The sequence below is a fragment of the Paenibacillus sp. FSL H8-0282 genome (assembly GCF_037963825.1).
Classification (GTDB): Bacteria; Bacillota; Bacilli; order Paenibacillales; family Paenibacillaceae; genus Paenibacillus_AQ; species Paenibacillus_AQ odorifer.
This window is the reverse complement of record NZ_CP150146.1, coordinates 3,534,180-3,551,359: the sequence shown is the minus strand read 5'-3', so window position 1 is coordinate 3,551,359 and position 17,180 is coordinate 3,534,180. Positions and strand designations below refer to the sequence as shown.

Annotated in this window: 19 protein-coding genes; 3 read left to right on the top strand and 16 right to left on the bottom strand. The window is 40.9% G+C overall.

Annotated elements, in window-relative coordinates:
• Nucleotides 1-76: 76 nt before the first annotated feature.
• The 7 genes from NST94_RS15230 to NST94_RS15200 all read right to left on the bottom strand — a co-directional run bounded on the left by NST94_RS15230 (nucleotide 77) and on the right by NST94_RS15200 (nucleotide 6,686).
• Nucleotides 77-1,024 (bottom strand): ABC transporter substrate-binding protein, encoded by a 948-nt coding sequence (locus NST94_RS15230; protein ID WP_076184914.1) that lies wholly within the window; start codon nucleotides 1,022-1,024, stop codon nucleotides 77-79.
• A 25-nt stretch (nucleotides 1,025-1,049) separates the two neighbouring features.
• Complete coding sequence (locus NST94_RS15225; protein ID WP_076302949.1) at nucleotides 1,050-2,099, bottom strand: NAD(P)/FAD-dependent oxidoreductase; 1,050 nt, start codon at nucleotides 2,097-2,099, stop codon at nucleotides 1,050-1,052.
• 25 nt (nucleotides 2,100-2,124) lie between these two features.
• A complete protein-coding gene (locus NST94_RS15220; protein WP_280753600.1) occupies nucleotides 2,125-3,435 on the bottom strand; it encodes an NtaA/DmoA family FMN-dependent monooxygenase in 1,311 nt (436 codons plus the stop codon).
• Nucleotides 3,436-3,643: 208 nt separating this feature from the next.
• Nucleotides 3,644-4,441, bottom strand: a complete 798-nt coding sequence (locus tag NST94_RS15215) for an AraC family transcriptional regulator (protein ID WP_256721083.1) — start codon at nucleotides 4,439-4,441, stop codon at nucleotides 3,644-3,646.
• A gap of 155 nt (nucleotides 4,442-4,596) precedes the next feature.
• Nucleotides 4,597-4,881, bottom strand: coding sequence for a hypothetical protein (locus NST94_RS15210; RefSeq protein ID WP_076099150.1), 285 nt, complete (start codon nucleotides 4,879-4,881; stop codon nucleotides 4,597-4,599).
• Nucleotides 4,882-4,904: 23 nt separating this feature from the next.
• Complete coding sequence (locus NST94_RS15205; protein ID WP_339282150.1) at nucleotides 4,905-5,261, bottom strand: iron-sulfur cluster assembly accessory protein; 357 nt, start codon at nucleotides 5,259-5,261, stop codon at nucleotides 4,905-4,907.
• A 21-nt stretch (nucleotides 5,262-5,282) separates the two neighbouring features.
• Nucleotides 5,283-6,686 carry an MFS transporter gene (locus NST94_RS15200; protein WP_339281043.1) on the bottom strand — a complete coding sequence of 468 codons (1,404 nt, stop codon included), beginning with the start codon at nucleotides 6,684-6,686 and terminating at the stop codon, nucleotides 5,283-5,285.
• A 166-nt stretch (nucleotides 6,687-6,852) separates the two neighbouring features.
• On the opposite strand from NST94_RS15200, the gene NST94_RS15195 reads away from it, so the two are divergent.
• Complete coding sequence (locus tag NST94_RS15195; RefSeq protein ID WP_076302946.1) at nucleotides 6,853-7,503, top strand: metalloregulator ArsR/SmtB family transcription factor; 651 nt, start codon at nucleotides 6,853-6,855, stop codon at nucleotides 7,501-7,503.
• 194 nt (nucleotides 7,504-7,697) lie between these two features.
• On the opposite strand, the gene NST94_RS15190 is transcribed toward NST94_RS15195, so the two are convergent.
• From NST94_RS15190 to NST94_RS15175, 4 genes are all read right to left on the bottom strand, one after another.
• The gene (locus tag NST94_RS15190) at nucleotides 7,698-8,213 is read right to left on the bottom strand and encodes a nuclear transport factor 2 family protein (RefSeq protein WP_076184923.1); all 516 of its coding nucleotides are present in this window, start codon (nucleotides 8,211-8,213) and stop codon (nucleotides 7,698-7,700) included.
• Between the two features lie 65 nt (nucleotides 8,214-8,278).
• Nucleotides 8,279-9,289, bottom strand: coding sequence for an LLM class flavin-dependent oxidoreductase (locus tag NST94_RS15185; protein ID WP_076190296.1), 1,011 nt, complete (start codon nucleotides 9,287-9,289; stop codon nucleotides 8,279-8,281).
• 205 nt (nucleotides 9,290-9,494) lie between these two features.
• Nucleotides 9,495-9,632 (bottom strand): hypothetical protein, encoded by a 138-nt coding sequence (locus NST94_RS15180; RefSeq protein WP_280775745.1) that lies wholly within the window; start codon nucleotides 9,630-9,632, stop codon nucleotides 9,495-9,497.
• 246 nt (nucleotides 9,633-9,878) lie between these two features.
• On the bottom strand, nucleotides 9,879-10,514 hold the full coding sequence (locus NST94_RS15175) for a TetR/AcrR family transcriptional regulator (protein WP_339281042.1): 636 nt from the start codon (nucleotides 10,512-10,514) through the stop codon (nucleotides 9,879-9,881).
• Between the two features lie 721 nt (nucleotides 10,515-11,235).
• Between NST94_RS15175 and NST94_RS15170 the strand changes: the two genes are divergently transcribed.
• Nucleotides 11,236-11,397: a hypothetical protein gene (locus NST94_RS15170; RefSeq protein ID WP_239498742.1), complete on the top strand. Its 162-nt coding sequence runs from the start codon at nucleotides 11,236-11,238 to the stop codon at nucleotides 11,395-11,397.
• 332 nt (nucleotides 11,398-11,729) lie between these two features.
• On the opposite strand, the gene NST94_RS15165 is transcribed toward NST94_RS15170, so the two are convergent.
• Entirely contained in the window at nucleotides 11,730-11,924 is a 195-nt protein-coding gene (locus NST94_RS15165; RefSeq protein WP_076184928.1) for a hypothetical protein, read from the bottom strand.
• A gap of 71 nt (nucleotides 11,925-11,995) precedes the next feature.
• Entirely contained in the window at nucleotides 11,996-13,261 is a 1,266-nt protein-coding gene (locus NST94_RS15160; RefSeq protein ID WP_076302944.1) for a YncE family protein, read from the bottom strand.
• 431 nt (nucleotides 13,262-13,692) lie between these two features.
• Here NST94_RS15160 and NST94_RS15155 point away from each other — a divergent pair, with 431 nt between their 5' ends.
• Nucleotides 13,693-14,505 carry a class I SAM-dependent methyltransferase gene (locus tag NST94_RS15155; RefSeq protein WP_339281041.1) on the top strand — a complete coding sequence of 271 codons (813 nt, stop codon included), beginning with the start codon at nucleotides 13,693-13,695 and terminating at the stop codon, nucleotides 14,503-14,505.
• Between the two features lie 92 nt (nucleotides 14,506-14,597).
• Here the strand turns inward: NST94_RS15155 and NST94_RS15150 are convergent, their stop codons facing one another.
• From NST94_RS15150 to NST94_RS15140, 3 genes are all read right to left on the bottom strand, one after another.
• Nucleotides 14,598-14,789, bottom strand: a complete 192-nt coding sequence (locus NST94_RS15150) for a hypothetical protein (protein ID WP_076130505.1) — start codon at nucleotides 14,787-14,789, stop codon at nucleotides 14,598-14,600.
• Nucleotides 14,790-15,338: 549 nt separating this feature from the next.
• Nucleotides 15,339-15,926 carry a DUF1349 domain-containing protein gene (locus NST94_RS15145; RefSeq protein WP_076184931.1) on the bottom strand — a complete coding sequence of 196 codons (588 nt, stop codon included), beginning with the start codon at nucleotides 15,924-15,926 and terminating at the stop codon, nucleotides 15,339-15,341.
• A gap of 256 nt (nucleotides 15,927-16,182) precedes the next feature.
• A complete protein-coding gene (locus NST94_RS15140) occupies nucleotides 16,183-17,178 on the bottom strand; it encodes a BtrH N-terminal domain-containing protein (protein ID WP_339281040.1) in 996 nt (331 codons plus the stop codon).
• Nucleotides 17,179-17,180: the final 2 nt, after the last annotated feature.

Sequence of the window (17,180 nt, the reverse complement as noted above, 5' to 3'; positions counted from 1 at the left end):
TAACAGTCAAGATATTTATCTTAATAACAAAAATCCGATTGCCCTAAAAGGTGCAATCGGATTTTTTAATATAAATTTATTGTTCAGACGCCAATTGCAGAAAATGATCTGCAGCCAAACGGACAGCCAGGATACTTGCGCTATTGAGTGAGTTATCAAAGATAAGAACATGATTGTTTTTCACTGCTTCCAGTGAGTTCCACACGTTCGAAGTTTCCTTGTCCTTGATGGCTGCCTTTGCGATATCCATATCATGCTGGATAATAATATAATCAGGATTCATGCTGTATATCCCTTCCAGAGAAAGGGCCCCTCCCTCTTCAGGATATCCCTTCGGTGGCAACAACCCGAAGCCTACAGTTTGATTGTAGTACATCGTGTTTTTAGAGCCTTGAGCATTAAAATTAGCTTTTCCGTCGACCCGTAGTAAAGCAAAGGTTTTATTCTCAAGACTACTTAGCTGTTCTTTTGTTTTTGCAATCATTTCTTGGGTTTCCTTAATGGCTTGTTCCGCTAATGTCTCTTTACCAACAATCTGAGCACACAGCATCGTCGTTTTTTCCCAGGTATCGGTGTAGTCAATTAAGATGACTGGTGCAATCTTATTCAACTCTTCATAATTGCTATCAACAGAACCCTTGAAGGTTACAATCACATCAGGCTTTGCTTCCATGATCATTTCCAGATTCGCATTGCTGCTGCCCAAATCAATGATTTCAGCAGTTCCAGCGTAAGGCTGTAAAGTAGCAAAATCCTTCATCGCTTCCGCTGCGTTAGTTGATGCGATTGGAGGCGTATCAAGAGCAAAAAAGTAATCTAAATACAAGGGATGCAGAACCGCTATACGCTCAGGTCGTGTCTTGAGCACCACTCCATTGTCGCTGGCATCCGCAATTGTTCTTGGCCATCCTGCTTCTTCGATCTTGCCAACTTCTGGTGTAGGCGTGACTGAAGTTTCGGAACACCCAGCCAGTAATCCTACTAGTATAATTAAGGATGTAATCCATCCATATAGTCTTTTCATTTGGCTCCCCCTTGAGTTGTTATCATTACTGTCTGTATAAATGCTTCATTAAATCACGGTTTTTCTGCGTGAACAGGTCATTATGTGAAGACACCATCCCGGACGAATTTGCCTCCGGTGTGATGTATTGTTTGGATTGGTTTACCGCATTGGCAGCATCCTGGAATGCCCCCGCGATCAGGTGCAGTTTCCCCTCATGATGTAGAACATCCCCTGCCGCATAAATACCCGGCACGGATGTCCCGCTCATTACTGATCCTGAAATCCGGTGTTCCCACAGATCCATTTTAATTTCACTGTTCACCAGCAGTTCTTTGTCGCGCTCATAACCGTGATTAATGATGACCTCATCGACAGACAGCTCAAATCCCTCTCCGTTGTCATTACTTTTTAGCAGTACAGTCCCTATTCTTTCGTGATCCGGTGTGGCAATCAACTTTTCGATTGAAGTATTTAACAAGCACTCTACGCCATTGTTTGCCAAGCGTGAAATATCGGCTTCATGCCCCTTTAAGTTCTCTTTCCGGTACGTCAGAAACACCTTTTTGGCAATCGGAGCCAGTTCATTCGCCCAGTCTACAGCAGAATGGCCGCCTCCCGATATTAGGACAGTCTTCTCTTTAAAGCGGGCAAGTGACTTCACCGTATAATGCAAATTTGTGATTTCGAATCTTTCGGCACCCTTGATTTCGAGCTTGACCGGCTTCAAAATGCCTCCTCCAATGGCCAATATGACAGTTTTAGTGAAATGCTTCCGGTTTGCGGCTGTGTGTAAAATAAAGTAACCTGCTTCATCTTGCGAGATGGATGTGACCTTTTCATTAAAGGCAACCTCCGGTTGGAAAGTCATCCCTTGACCAACCATTTGTTCAATAAGCTGCGAGCCAAGAATAGGCTGTAAGCCTCCCACGTCCCAGATCATCTTTTCCGGATAGACATGCACCTTGCCGCCAAGCACAGGTTGGAATTCTATAATTTTGGTTTCCATTTCACGGAGTCCGCTATAAAATGCAGCAAATAATCCAGCCGGACCGCCGCCAATAATCGTAACATCAAACAATTCCTCTTCATGCATCGTTCAATCGCCTCATTTCTCTTTTTTAAATCCCTAAATGCTCACGGAAAGTGCTACCCGTATATTCGCTCCGGAATAAGTCTCTTTCAACCAGCTGCGGTACCAACTTCTCAAAAAACAGCTCCATAGATTGTTCCGAACCGCCTGGCAGGGCGATGAAGCCATCTATAGCCCCCGCTTCAAACCGTTCAATAATATCGTTCAGCACATCCTCGACTGTCCCGACAGATACCCAATGTGCAGATCCGACAACCTCCGGCCTGTCCAAGATTTCTTTCACTGTAGGCTGATTTTTAATAATATAACGCCGTAACAACTCAGCATGAGTCCGGCTGCGGACGGCCTGACTGGAATCGGGTAACATATCGGCAGTTACTCGCTTATCTAAGGGATAACCGCTTAAATCAAGACCCAGCACCGATTTAAGCGAAGCATGTCTGCGTTCAAGGCTTAAATTCGCATGTGCAGCCTTATGTAATTCAAGTGCTTCTTCGCGCGTATCGGCCAGGAAAAAATATAAGCCCGGCAAAACTTTGATAGCATCCGGATCACGGCCCTGCTCAGCCGCTCTTCTTCTCAGATCATTCCTTAGTTCCACTCCCGATTCGATATCCGGCATTGCGGCAAAAATAGCATCAGCTACAGATGAGGCGAAATTCCGTCCAATATCCGAAGCCCCAGCTTGGAATAGCGGCGGCGTTCCTGACTTGTGAGCAGGCAAAGTAAGCGGCCCTTTTACACTGAAAAATTCCCCGGAATGATTAATGGCAGTCACTTTATCCTTATCCGAAAACATACCTGACTGACGGTCGATAACAATCGCTTCATTCGGAAAACTCTCCCAAAGCTTGCATACAACATCCGTGAACTCCATAGCCATGGCATATCTCTCTTCCGGTGACGGCATGGGTGAGGCGCTGAAATTATCGGCGCCTTCAATAGAAGTGACAATATTCCAGCCGGCGCGTCCATTGCTCAGCCAGTGTAAGGACTGCAGCTGCCTTGCAACAACATACGGCGGATTAAAAGTAGTGGAAATCGTCGTTACCAGTCCGATCCGCTCGGTTTCACGAGCTATCGCTGCAAAAAACAATGCAGGGTCTGGGCTGCCGAAATTTGAGGAATCTCCTAACATCTGCGGGCTAACATACAGATAATCAGCTCTGAAAAGAAAATCGAGCTTTGAATTCTCAGCCATTTTTGCCAAATCAATATAGTAATCAATAGAATCCATCTTTTCTACTCCGCTATCCGGGTGCCGCCAGCCGCCTCCTTTCATCCAGGTTGCATTTAAGGACAGGCCAATACATAATTGTTTGGGTCTTTTTTCTGTCATATCTACCAGCCTTTCATTTATAAATCAATTTACTGATAATGATTCTCAGTTACAAAGGTGAGTTTATCAAAAATTTAAATAAATTCAAATGTACAAATCTCAAATCCAGCATGCATCATTATTTAATCTAAATAAAAAAAGTCTGCACTTCTGGCTTATCACCAATAGCTGCAGACGTAGTTCAAGTACAAGAAGCTCATTATGTACATTATTTATAGGCAGAGGGAGAAACACCGAATTTCTTTTTGAATAATCGGCTGAAATATAGTGGATTGTCATAACCGACACGGTCAGCAATCTCGCGGATAGGAAAATTACCTGCTTTGAGTAATTCACAGGCCCGTTCCAAACGATAATTAACGACATAGTCGATTGGACGCAGTCCCGTATATTTATGAAAGAGGTAAGAGAAGCGGTTGGCACTCATTGCATGCTGTTCCGCTAACTCACCGAGTGTAAGTGAATTCATATGATGAAGTTTAATATATGCAAGGGCTTCGTCTACCATTCTTTGATTCGGAGAACGATCGTTCTCTCTGTAACTGCACGCAATCAGAACCTGGTGCATCAGGCTTAAGAACAACTCCTTGATACGCAGCTTCCCAATTTCTCCGGATAGATGGGCATTCTGATGGAGCATAATTAGTAATTCAATAATTTTTAGATTCGCTCCCGGCTCCAGCTTGAAATGAGAGTCAAATTCGTGAGTACTATTCATTTCTTCCGGCATATCCAATTTATAAAAAAGGGAGTAATACTCGAGCTCAGATTGTCCTATAACCTGCGAATCCAACTGCATGCCCGGAGCAGCATGAAAAACTGATCCTGGCCGTAATTCATATACCGTTCCATTCACACGAATTCTGGCTCCCCCGCGAATGATAAATAGAAATCCATGCTTAACGGTGGTGAATTCACTTAATAAGCTTTTGGGCTGGATGACTAAGCGGCTTCTATCTTCTATTTCATAGACACCTTTAGTAAATGCCTTTGCTAATTTGTCCAAATTTATCAATGCTCTGCACCTGCTTCCTAGCACCATGCTTCTTATAAAAATCAGATCCAATTCTGATATTTATTTAAAACAGTATAGACAATAGTATGCGAAATTGCTAGAAGTGTAGTAGATATTCTACTGTAAATTGCAACCCAAGAAGATGCTCAGGAGATTTTGGTTGAAAATATGCCGTTTTCATTACAATCAATTTGAAGAAGTTCATCCTGTAAAATCCAAACATCAGTTTTTTCAACAAAGAAATGAAATCCGCCAATGGATTGAACCCATGCGGGATCGATCGGTGTAGCACTTGCATTAATTCCAACAGTGAAAGCATCAGAGCCTCCACCGGCATATTTTGCATAAATTCTTACATATTGCCCCTCTTCCAAACCCCATTCATTCTTAAATGAATCCAATGCTTTTTCGGATACTGCAAATGATATCATTCCTCTTCTCTCCTTCCTGCTGTTTAATCACATTTTTTTATTTCGCCACGATAATTAGCCATTCTGAAACTGGCTCCGCATCCACATGAAGCTTTTGCATTAGGGTTATTCATAGTGAATCCGCCTACCATTCCACTCTCTTCATAGTCAATTTCAAGACCGTCGATATATGGAATACTATTCGGGTGAACCAATATACTAAAATCTTTTTTATTTAATATAATATCCTCTTCTGCTTGCTGCTCATCCACGACTAGGGTATAGGATAGTCCACTGCATCCCCCTTCATCAACACCCACTCTTAGAAATGGATTTCGGATATTCGCACTTAATAAGATTTCGGCGATTTTTTCTGATGCTTTGTCACTGACCTCGATGATCATTGTGAACTCCTCCTTCTTTTATTTGTTTTTCAAACCTAAAGATTGGATACCCGTTCCTATCTGTTCAGCTACTGGTGAGATCCGAGTGCTCGCAAATAAACTCATTACAATCAACAAGAGATGGAAACCCATTGCTACAATTAATCCGGATTGGAGTGACATTCCGCCAGCCTGACAAACCACAAGGATGGAACCGCCGATCCCGATAACTACACCGGGTGTAAAAGAATCCGCAAATTGTAGATTAGCCGAGGTGTTGCCGACACCTCCTTCTCCTGTCTGAGAAAACGCCACAACACCGCTAATCGGATGCGCCAATCCAATACCGATTCCAGCGATGATCTGTCCAATAACTGCTACGGTAACGGTCACAACGGGTATCCAAAATACGATAGTAATCCCTATGGCAAGCAGCAATACACCCAGAATAATTCGCGTATGCCGTCCACGGCCCTGATCTGCCGAATCCCACCGTCCTTGCAGATACGCTATGACGCACCAACTCAACGCAGCACTCGCTACAATCAATCCGGCCTGAGAAGGCGTTATTCCTTTCACATCGATTAGAGCCAATACCAAGAAATTCTGTGTGCTGGTATAGGCAGCGAAGAACAGCCCACGTGTTGCCAGAATAGCTGGCATGCCTCTTCTAAGCGTAAGAGTTCCCTTCGGTAGCAGTTTGCGGAGCGGAAATATCATAAGTACTAAGCCGATAATGACTAAAACAAATCCCATAATGCTCGGAAGCATGCTTAGACCAACTAAGAAAATCCCTGTACCCATCGTTAACAGTAACGCATTCCAGGTTGATGAAGCTCCGATATCCCCTTGCGTCTTCGGTGTTTTTAATTTCGTGAACGCAGGTAAACTAAGCAGTGCTGAAATCATCAGGATCGGTAATATTCCCCAGAAAACAAACCGCCAGGACCACTGATCTGCAATAAGACCTGCAACGTAAGGACCGAGCATGGACGGAAGAACATAGGCCGTACCAAATGCTCCGAGTATTTTGGCGCGTAATTCATCCGGGTAGCTTAAGGATATTGCTGTGTACACACAAGTCATCATAGCTCCGGCACCCAAACCCTGCATGGCCCGTGATCCTATCATGGTATACATATCGCCTGATGTTGCGGCAGCAATCAACCCAACGATAAACAAAAGAAGTGCGATAGTGAACGGTACTGCAGGTCCTCTTCTATCTATGATTCGACCGACGACCAGAGTCCCGATAATCTGCGCAAGCAGATACGTACTGAATATCCAGCCAAACAGGCTAAGGCCGTTCAAATCTCTAGCAATTGAAGGGGCAATGGTGGTTACGGACAGGCCTTCGAATCCAACGGCCATCACTGACAGAATAATACCTATGGATAGTGCAAAATAACGTGGGCTGAAAATACTTTGATGATTAGACGACATGAAATGTGACCTCCAAGAAAATTGGTATGTATACATCGTATCCGGAAACTTAGTAAACATTTTTGTTTATAATGTCTAAGCTACAGTCCAGCTTTGACTTTGTCAACATTTTTGTTTAAAATGTAGTCTGTGATGTAGATTTAGTTGTTTCAGTAGGAGGTGCAACGTGAGCCGAAATCAAACCAAAAAGGATGTCTCAACCAAGACCCGAAGAGCGATCATTGATTTGTTAAAGCAACAAGGGGGAATGGATGTTATGGCACTCTCCTCCCAGTTTTCGCTATCTGGAATGGCTATTCGTCAACATTTGAATGCGCTGAAAGAAGAAGGGCTGGTTACTAATATAGAAGAGTCCCGTCCCATGGGGCGGCCCACCAAGCTATGGATCTTAACCCCCGCGGCCGATCGGTTTTTTCCAAGCGGATATTCGGATTTATCCGTCAGTCTGATCCATTCCATGAAAGAAGCTTTCGGAAATGAGGGGCTGGACAAGCTGCTGGCTGTTCGAAATAAGAATATGCAAGAACAATATCTTCAGCATCTTGGTGATACAGCAGACGTTAGAGAGAAGCTGGAGAAACTGGCCGAGATTCGAACAAATGAAGGGTATATGGCCGAGGTTAAGGAGCAGGATGATGGCAGTCTTTTATTCATTGAGAAACATTGCCCGATCTGTGAAGCTGCTGCTGTATGTACCGGGTTATGCAAAAATGAGTTACATCTATTTAAAACTGTTCTAGGTAATAATGTTCATATTGAACGGGGGGAGTACATATTAGCGGGAGGAAGAAACTGTGTTTATACGGTTAGACTCTGACAATTTCTGTGGCACTTTCCAAACCCTTCCATTTCACACATGAGCATCCAATGACTAGCGATATGAACCATTATCATAATATTCATTACAAATAAATAACAACCCACAGCCAAGATTTATAATAAATATGATCTTGGCTGTGGGTTGTTATATTTTAGCTTTTACCCTCTAATGGTTTATAACGCAGGAATACTTCATTCAATCCAAGGCTTACGAACCCAACCATCTGTCCATTCAGACGCTTGAGTTATAGCACCGCTTAATTTTTTGAAGTACCACTTTCCATTTACCTTAACGAAATGATCAACATAGTTCCCGGTCATTACTACTGCGTCTTCTTGGGATCTGTCATTTTTATTAATAATGGTAGCAAGACAGTTCAAATAAAACTTTCCAGTAGCACTATTCCCATCAGAAGCTATTACGATTTCTGGTGACGTTATATAATGTACGACCCATACAATATCCTTAGAAGCTGCAACGAAATGCTTCTTTATCTCATCATGGCCTGTTGCCTCGCCACCAATACCAGTAACTAACCAATGTCCATCTGGTATGAATAATGAGGCGATTCCATCCGGGTCATAATGGTTATCACAATAACGTGCGTACTGATACTTTAACTGTTTGATTGCTTCAATATCTTCTAACCGAGCTATTCTTTGTTCTAAGCTTAGATTATCGTTTAATGATTCATTTAAATTCAACATTTTCGACTTCCCCTTCAATGATAAATTTGATAGTTGTGCTCCGTTTTTCTAATCCTTAATAAAAATTATAATTCTTTCAAATTAAAAGCTCGCGCCAGCAGTTCAATAGATTTAACTCTATTATTAGCTCCTGAGATATTTGGCAGAATAGTTACTTCGTTCACTCCATATTTTTTTGCAAGATTCTCAATTTGTTCCTTAACATGATTTACATCACCAACTACAACGCGATTGCGATTACGATGAATAGTTTCTTTCTCAAATGAACTGTATGAATAGATCTTTGCAGTTTCAATTGAAGGGTAAGAATTTGGAGTTTGTGCAGACTCAGCTTTCAAAAGCCATAAATCAAATGCTTTTGCGAGCTCTTCTGCCTCTTCATTTGTTTCTGCGATTACAGCAAATACAGCAATCATTACATGAGGTTCTTTAAACAATTTGGATGGTTTAAAGTTTTCTCGATAGTGATTTATTGCTCTTATCCCTTCTCCATAAGGATTAATAAAATGAGCAAACGTATATGCAGCGCCATTATCAGCAGCTATTTTGGCACTTCCTCCTCCCCCACCCAAGACCCACATTTCTGGAGTTGTAGAAATATCAGGCGTAGTGAACAAATCTTTGAAACGATGTTCTTCTGGAAAATCATTCGTTAAGAAACTTTTTAGATCCATAACTTGTTGCTCATAGGAAAGTGGTCTAGTTTTCTCTTCATTAAGTGCGTGAGTGACTAATCTATTTGCTCCGGGAGCTCTTCCTATACCTAAGTCAATACGATTAGGGTACAGAGCCTCTAGCATCCGGAAGTTTTCAGCCACTTTATACGAGCTATAATGAGGAAGCATCACTCCTCCAGAACCGATTCTTATGTGATTTGTTGAAGCCGCAAGATGCATCATGAGCAGTTCAGGAGTACTTCCTGCTAAGGACTGCATTTGGTGATGCTCTGATACCCAAAATCTCTTATATCCAAGTTGATCCGCTCTTTTTGCCAACTCCGTTGTCTGAATCAATGCTTCTTGTGCATCGTAATTTTCGTCCACTGGCGAATAGTCCAATATGTTTATTGAAATCATGTTTCTCAAAGGGCTCCTTTTATAAGGGAATATTTATTATCCTCGTATTGAACAATTAGTTGGCGTATTTATTTTGAAAACACCCATATATTTGCATGCGCATGCATATAAAAGGTTAATATGATTATCCTGTTATTTATGTTTACTAGTTTTCTAAATTAGAATGTTTTGCTTTACTTTGAGATTTTAATCCATAGTTCCGACCTTACACCACCCTATTCATTTTTTTCGCCACAGGTACCCAACCTTCGATAAAAAATAGTTTCTCCCAAGCAATATCTCCTTCATTCCCATCCATCACCTTCTTCACCCAATGCGGTTCCACAATAAATTCCCGACCCATGGCAACAAGAGTAATCCCACTGTTTAGGATGTCTAGCATTCTTCTGGACTATGAATAAAACCTACTGCCACTAGGGGAAGACGATCACCGTGTAAAGTACTCAAACGCTCAGTAAATAGTTTTTCATCCTAAGGTCTCCATAAAGACCCCCGGTTGGCGTTGCTTAGAGAACAAATAACCATTTCTAGAACGTGTTCTAAATTTAAAGCAAAAATCCATAGTTGTCAAATAACTATTTCCAAAAATTTATTCGTACAAAGCTCTATACGCCTCTGTAACTATACTATTCAAATAAATCCTTAAGATTTTTTGAACATTCTTTTGTAGGTCATAGCTCCCATCTGTCAGGCACCACTCGAAGATGAGTCCTTTAACTAAAGTGCAAATATCATTAGCAGCTTCATGTATATCTACATCTGGCGATATAAATTCCTGTTCTTGCCCATGTTTTATGGCAATGATCGACTTTTCAAAAAATGGAACCTTGTGGATTTCATCTGGGGAATGTTTATCACGTGTATTTAAGCTTTTATTTTTAGTGGAATAGTAATTTGATAAAAATTCAATACCCATCTCCATACAATAAGAAATGTAAATATGATAAATTTGAGCGATGTTCTTTTTCACATCATCATCAAACAGAATCTCGTTTTCATCCATGTACTTTTCGTACCCGTATGCTAAATAATAGGTCAAAAGATCATCTTTGTTTTTAAAATGATGATAAAACGTACCTGTAGATACGTTGGCTTCTTTGCATACATTACGAACCGTTAAATAGTCGTATTCATATTCTTTCAGCATCCTGATGGCTGCATTATGTATATTTTCTTTGACTTGTTGCGATTTTAACTGACGTTCAGTTAGTACCTTTTTCTTCATTGTAAAACTCCCCCCCTGATCAAACCAATACATTCAGAATTCTTATATCAGCCATTTTACTTGATACTCTTAATGTTGTACATGTCATTGGAAATAAGTCAGCCTTGGAACAGGTCTGCGGAGTTCGACCAGAAATCTAAGTAAAGTTTTGCCTAGTGTGTATACCAGTTCACGCATTTCTTCACTATGATATTTCATCGACACATAGGGGAGCGTCTGTATGACAAATGCTGGGATTAATTTAACTATTAGTCAGAGCAAATACTCATTACAACCCTGCAGGTGTTATGTTTCTAATATATACATCCACATATGCTTTTTGACTCGGACCAAACAGAACAGATCTACGTCCTCTGACGAATTAATAAGTTCGATCGATAAAATAGGATGACATAGATAAAGGACGGCACGCGAGAGGTCTCTTCTTAATTTATCTACCCTGGCTCTTCACATGAGCAACCCAATCGATTCGAAATTGTTTTCTTAATGTCCATTCCTTTCTTCTATTAAACTGCATACTTTATTCTATCAAAAAGAAAGGAGCTGAATGCAATGGGACTTAGTTTTCGTAATAGTACCAGTGTAACCATATATGTTGCCTTCGCATATTACTCCTCTGCAAGCTGTAATAAGGGCTCTATCCCCTTAATACCTTGGCCCAGCTGGTATGAAGCGGTAGGTTGGTACACAATTAATCCAGGTCAAACGGTAGAGGTATTGAATGGGGCAGTCAACAATCGTGAGATATATTACTATGCCGAATCTGCAGATAGGCGTCTTGTATGGTCAGGTGTTAACTATCTTACTCTACCGCAAAATGCTTTCAAACTTTGTGGTGGCGCAGGTTACTGTGCTGCTCCGCTTTGTAGAAGGCTTGGATTGAGAAAAATCAGTATTGGTAACTACAGAAATTACACGGTTAATATTGTATCCACTAGTATTCAAAGTCAATCTAAGTTTTTAAATGTCAACACGGCAGTTCCTGGTAAAAGGAAAAATGTTGGCCGGAGTACCTCTCCTATTAAAGGTCATCGAGTTGTACAACCTGCTGCAGGCAGGAAATCTATCTCGAAACATTAGGCGGAAAAAAGTAGAAACAGTCTTGGACTTTCGTATTCAGTCCAAGACTGTTTCAACTTCTCTCATATACAAAACTTCAAGATACAAACCCCCAGCCTCTTCCTTACCGGAAGAAGGTTGAGTTACTGATTATCACTAAAGATAAGGGTTCCTTGTTAACCCTGCTGCCGGTATTATGCGTTCTTCTGCTGCTGTCCTGCTGCTACCCTCTTTCTTTTGTAGTACAATCGTGAATTCACCTATGCCCGGAACGTAGATACGTGCTGCAGAATGCTCTTTGTCCATACTCGACAATAGGATCATAATTTCTTCTGCCGATGTTATTTTCATCGTATGATTCACCCCCTGCGGTAAGATGAAGAACAGAATTTAGAGTGTACTAAATTCTTTGTCCTTGCTTCCTACGGATTGACACCGACTGAGAACGGACGTGCACCTACAGGAATAACACTAATCACAGTCTGGGTAACCCCATCAATGACCGATACCGTGTTATCATCCTGATTGGTGATATAGATGCGATTGGTCAATGGATTAACTCCTGCACCATTAGGGTTATTCCCGACCGGAATGGTAGTAATCACCGTATTCGTTAAACCGCCAATCACCGACACATTGTCGTCATCCCGGTCTGGCACATAGATGGCATTGGTTGATATGTTCACTCCCAATTCAGCCGGAGTCGTTCCTACAGGCAAGTTAGTTATCACAGTATTGCTGGCTCCATCAATGACTGAAACGGTGTTACTGGTAAAGTTCGAGACATAAATCCGGTTCGTTAAGGGATCAACGCCCACCCGAAATGGATTAACCTGAACGGGAATCTGCGTAATAACCATATTCGTAGACCCGTCAATGACGGTAACAATATCCGAGTTGAATTCAGCTACATAAATAGTATTGGTTAAGGAATTCACGCCGATCCCCGTTGGAAAAGGAGAACCGCCGGCGGGAATAATGGTAGTCACCACTGTGTTGGTTAATCCGTCAATGACAGTAACACTATTATCATTAAAGTTAGCAACATAGATAGCATTGGTAGCAGTATTGACCGCGACAGCACCTGCTCCATCCCCGGCAGGAATGGTAGCCAGCACCGTATTGGTCGCTCCGTCGATAACGGATACGTTGTCGCTGTTCAAATTAGCAACATAAATACGATTAGTTAACGGGTTTATGGCTACTCCCGCAGGATTCACACCTACAGGGATGACTACTATCACCGCACCTGTTGCCCCGTTGATCACAGAAACATCATTGCTATTGAAATTGGAAACATAGATGCGGTTAACGGAGCCTGTGGCTCCCCCATTTTCAGTTCCCAGCAGCTCAGATGATACAAGCCGGTGGGCGGTAACCAACTCCCCGTCTGTATTTTTGCCCCACATGGAAATTTCCGTCTGTAATTCTGCAAGACCTTCCGTTGTAAAGACAAACTCATAGGCATCCAGATTGGCAAAGTAATTTCTTGTAATCACCTCGTCTGGAGAAATAGTAACAAGCTCGCTTACATACAAGGTCCTTGTGAGGGTTAAATTGTACCCTTGGATCAGAATTGCGGACTGATTTAACGCATCCCGGTTATCAATCTTGACCGTCACCTGTTCAGTAGGTCTGAAACCGCTCACAGCGCTATTATCAATAGGTCCTGATGATAGAATGGCCATTCTAGTGAATCCTCCCTTAATTAAAGATTTAATATAAACTACCAGTCTCTCTTTAATGTATGTAAGAACTGTAGTCGGGATTGGACTATACAATAGCTAGAATTAAATTATAGCTTGACTGCCTATTTATCTAGGAAAGGTGTGTGCGAGTCCAGTTGCATGCCTAGAGCAGCATGAAAAACTGATCCTTCTCGTAAATTAAAATATCGTAACATTCATACTTATTCTGGCTCCCCCTGCGAGTGATAAACAGAAATTCATGCTTTATTTCACAATTGGAAATTTTGGATGGATATGTTCATGGAAAAATGGTAGATTATTCTATGGTTAATCCCTCAGCTTGTTCGTGTTCGATATATATTATTGGGATTACGCGCAAGTCGGGAGATATGTTTAGGCTTATAAAATCTATATTTGGGGCGGGTGTCTGCATGGACAAAAATTCTGGTTATAGAACAAATGTTATAGGCGCTGGTGAGGTTGGCGTTGCCATCTCGGTCGATATGGATACGAACTCTATTCATGAAACAAACAGCTTATTTTGGGATACAAAAGGAAATGAAGTTTTAGGAGCTACTGCACTTCCTCTTTATGGAGCATTTGTATCGGAAGAACAATGCCAACTTTTTGGTGATGTCTCAGGGAAAAAGTTGCTGGAGATAGGCTGTGGAAGCGGTCAATCTTTGCAATATCTGGGGGAACGCAATGCATCTGAACTATGGGGTACGGATATAGCAGAGAACCAAATCGAAAAGACTAGGCAACTTTTGACGGAGCACGGTCTTTCAGCAAAATTGATCTGCTCACCTATGGAAGAAGAATGTGGCCTGCCAGAGGATTATTTTGACTTTGTATATTCGGTTTATGCCATAGGCTGGACAACTGACCTTGAGGGTACTTTTAGCCGGATTGCTTCTTACCTTAAAAAAGATGGATCATTTATTTTCAGCTGGTCTCACCCTATACACAAATGTGTTGTTGCAGAAAATGATATGCTTGTTTTTAAAAAATGTTATTTCGATGAATCTTGGTATTCAGTATCTCTTGATGAAAGTACGCTAACTTTATCGGATCGTAAATTATCAACTTATGTGAATGCGCTATCTAAAGCTGGATTTGTTATTGAGCAAATGATTGAGCAATCTGATGATGAACTTATGCAGTCGCGGGACGATAAAAGCGATTTTGCAAAAAAAGCAAAGATGCTTCCTGTAACTTTTGTAATTAAAGCAAGAAAACTCTAGCATCCGATACCTATTGAACAACCTTACAACGTAAAAATTATTTTTCTAAGCCGATCCAGAAAAGGATCGGCTTATTTGATAGCTTTTTAAGATCAATCTTGTCTGTTCTCAACAGATTTCATGCGGTTTTGATCATCTGGCACTCGGTCATTACTGAATTCCTGGCCTGCTTCTGCTTCACCATGACCGGAAGCACTTCGGGCAAAATTTGTGAACTGCCTCTTCTGCTCATCCAGCTTGTGTTTACTTTTAAGAAGCTCCTGCGGATCTTGATTTGTCATCATTATCACCTCCCAAAATAGATTCATGCTGTTTATTCGCACTACATAAGTTTTCCATAATAGGGCGGTGCTTATGCAAGATAAAAAAACTCCTGCTCACCATAAGCAGAAGTTTCTAAATGAAGTTCTAGTTAACGAAAAATATCAATTATTTTATACAAAACAAGGTATTCCAAAACAACAATCCCACCGCAAATGAGTATAAAAAACTGAAGCCTTGCCGTATTCATTCTATCCTTCCAATACTCTCCCCGGAATAATGAAATGATGTTAGGTGTAAAAGTATGCCTAATCGATTCGCTATAATCATCTTTATTCACGAAGAACACGCGAAATAAAAATTTATATACTGGAATATTTAAGAACAGTAATAAAATGATCATCACAAGACTCAATCTCCTCGCCTCCCAAGATCCAATTATCCTAATTTTACCACATGGATAACTATAGAAATCGGAAACTGATGACAACTTTATAACCACTCCATTAAAAAAAGACCTTCCTTTTAGGAAGGCCCTTTTGAGTAATATTCACTTTCAGCTGCGTAAACGACTATTTATGCTCCAACCACTTGCACTCTGTAATTTCCATTTCGGTGAAAACACCTTTAAATGAAGAATTCTCTGGGCTACAAGCATATAAGCCAAAATTTATTTCCTCATTCCCTTCAAACAAATGAAAAATACGCATCTGTTCAAATATAGTCCCGTCCAAAGAGCTTTCAATACAGAAATCACTTTCGCGTCGACTTAGTCTATAATACATAGTTTTAATGTTTGCATCGATATCAGTTGTTGCCCAATCTGAATATCCGTGATTTGTAACCACACTTCCAAGTCTTTGGAATTCCTCATTTTCATATTCTACCGATGCCTTGAACCAATTATCACTGTCCTGATAGATGACTATCCCACACTGCTCGTATCTATGTGTACTATCATAATCTGTTCTTACTATAAATGAAAAATACTTCTCAGCAGTTTTCATTAACAGTGCAGGTGAATTATCATTTCTAAAACCATAATAGGTTCGTTGCCAAAAATCTGTATTCGGCATCGTTACAAATTCAATCCTGTTTTCTGTAATAGAATAATCATTGATTGGATTTATCCAAAAAAGCTGTTCTTTATCAAAGTTCATTGCTCTACTCCTCACTTCAATATGGTTACAAATTTATGGCGCTGAAATTCGTATAAACCTATGCTTACCCAATAAGTCCGCGTGGATCCTCCCATAATTCTGTTCATGTCTTGGAAACATTTCTGTAACAATCCCTTCCCGATTGGTTACGGCTTCGGACAGAGGAGATTCTTTTTCTTCAACACTAATAACCATTCAAATTCTTTCAAACTCGGATGCTCGATATGATCCTAAAGCTTGTGTCACGAGTTTAAGCCTATATTTTTGAACAATAGTTTGCGTAGAACTCTAACTCTGCTTCGTAAATATTGTTCATTCGATCCGGCAGATCGGAAAAGCGTTCAACTTCAAAATGATTGGAATAAACATACTTGGCTACTATACCTCTTATTATGCTCCATTCATTGATAATATTTAGTAGAATGGCACAATAGGGCTCCTGCTCCATCTGTAAAAGCTTAAGCTTGTAATGCTCTGCTTGTTTTGCTAATATGAGCGAATTCAGCTTATCCAGTTGCTTTACAGCAAATTCTATAGATATGGGCGCTTGCTGCATCAACCTCCCGTACAACTGCTCTGTAACTTCCAGCAGATTGTCTAATCCTTCAGTAATTGCATCCATGTTTATCCTGATTAGTTCTTGGTAGGTTTCAACTTCGCCCTTGTATATCGTCGAAACATCTTGCTTCATCTTGTAAAATTCATAGTAAGAATCTATCTTCTTTTGACCTTTATTGAATTCATTATCAAATCCAATAAACGCTCGCTCTAAATCCTCCATCATGATTGTTTTTTTACCATAGGACAGGTTTTCCGTCTGCAAATGTTCAACAATATGAAATTGGCTGCTAACATCATCATATCCATGAACTAAGATGGTGTGAGGCAAGTGCTTCTTTTGAAAAGTGTCTTTGCGAATCGGCATTTCGTAGCAATCAACCCAAAGCACAACAGGCCTCTCCATGTCTATAGCACTCTTGATTCTATCAATTACCGTTTCAACAAGTTCTCTCTTCTCTACTGCGACGCCAAGCCCTGTAAGACCTTCAGAAAGGCCCGTTTTCGTCCTGTAGGAGATTCCACATAGCAGTCCTTCACCTGTGCGGGTCGCCTCATACACAATCCAATCATTAATAAGTAACGGCAAGATGCTAAGCTGAAAATGCCGTATAATCGGAAACAACGAATTATACAAGCAGCTTTGATAATATATTTCGTTAAAAGGTTCTATCGGTTCAATAATTTTGTGCATCA

Excerpts from the sequence above, each read along its gene's own strand:
- NST94_RS15230 (WP_076184914.1), bottom strand. The coding sequence starts at position 1,024 with ATGAAAAGACTATATGGATGGATTACATCCTTAATTATACTAGTAGGA.
- NST94_RS15225 (WP_076302949.1), bottom strand. The coding sequence starts at position 2,099 with ATGCATGAAGAGGAATTGTTTGATGTTACGATTATTGGCGGCGGTCCG.
- NST94_RS15220 (WP_280753600.1), bottom strand. The coding sequence starts at position 3,435 with ATGACAGAAAAAAGACCCAAACAATTATGTATTGGCCTGTCCTTAAAT.
- NST94_RS15210 (WP_076099150.1), bottom strand. The coding sequence starts at position 4,881 with ATGATATCATTTGCAGTATCCGAAAAAGCATTGGATTCATTTAAGAAT.
- NST94_RS15200 (WP_339281043.1), bottom strand. The coding sequence starts at position 6,686 with ATGTCGTCTAATCATCAAAGTATTTTCAGCCCACGTTATTTTGCACTA.
- NST94_RS15190 (WP_076184923.1), bottom strand. The coding sequence starts at position 8,213 with ATGTTGAATTTAAATGAATCATTAAACGATAATCTAAGCTTAGAACAA.
- NST94_RS15185 (WP_076190296.1), bottom strand. The coding sequence starts at position 9,289 with ATGATTTCAATAAACATATTGGACTATTCGCCAGTGGACGAAAATTAC.
- NST94_RS15180 (WP_280775745.1), bottom strand. The coding sequence starts at position 9,632 with ATGGGTCGGGAATTTATTGTGGAACCGCATTGGGTGAAGAAGGTGATG.
- NST94_RS15175 (WP_339281042.1), bottom strand. The coding sequence starts at position 10,514 with ATGAAGAAAAAGGTACTAACTGAACGTCAGTTAAAATCGCAACAAGTC.
- NST94_RS15170 (WP_239498742.1), top strand. The coding sequence starts at position 11,236 with ATGGGGCAGTCAACAATCGTGAGATATATTACTATGCCGAATCTGCAG.
- NST94_RS15165 (WP_076184928.1), bottom strand. The coding sequence starts at position 11,924 with ATGAAAATAACATCGGCAGAAGAAATTATGATCCTATTGTCGAGTATG.
- NST94_RS15160 (WP_076302944.1), bottom strand. The coding sequence starts at position 13,261 with ATGGCCATTCTATCATCAGGACCTATTGATAATAGCGCTGTGAGCGGT.
- NST94_RS15155 (WP_339281041.1), top strand. The coding sequence starts at position 13,693 with ATGGACAAAAATTCTGGTTATAGAACAAATGTTATAGGCGCTGGTGAG.
- NST94_RS15150 (WP_076130505.1), bottom strand. The coding sequence starts at position 14,789 with ATGATGACAAATCAAGATCCGCAGGAGCTTCTTAAAAGTAAACACAAG.
- NST94_RS15145 (WP_076184931.1), bottom strand. The coding sequence starts at position 15,926 with ATGAACTTTGATAAAGAACAGCTTTTTTGGATAAATCCAATCAATGAT.
- NST94_RS15140 (WP_339281040.1), bottom strand. The coding sequence starts at position 17,178 with ATGCACAAAATTATTGAACCGATAGAACCTTTTAACGAAATATATTAT.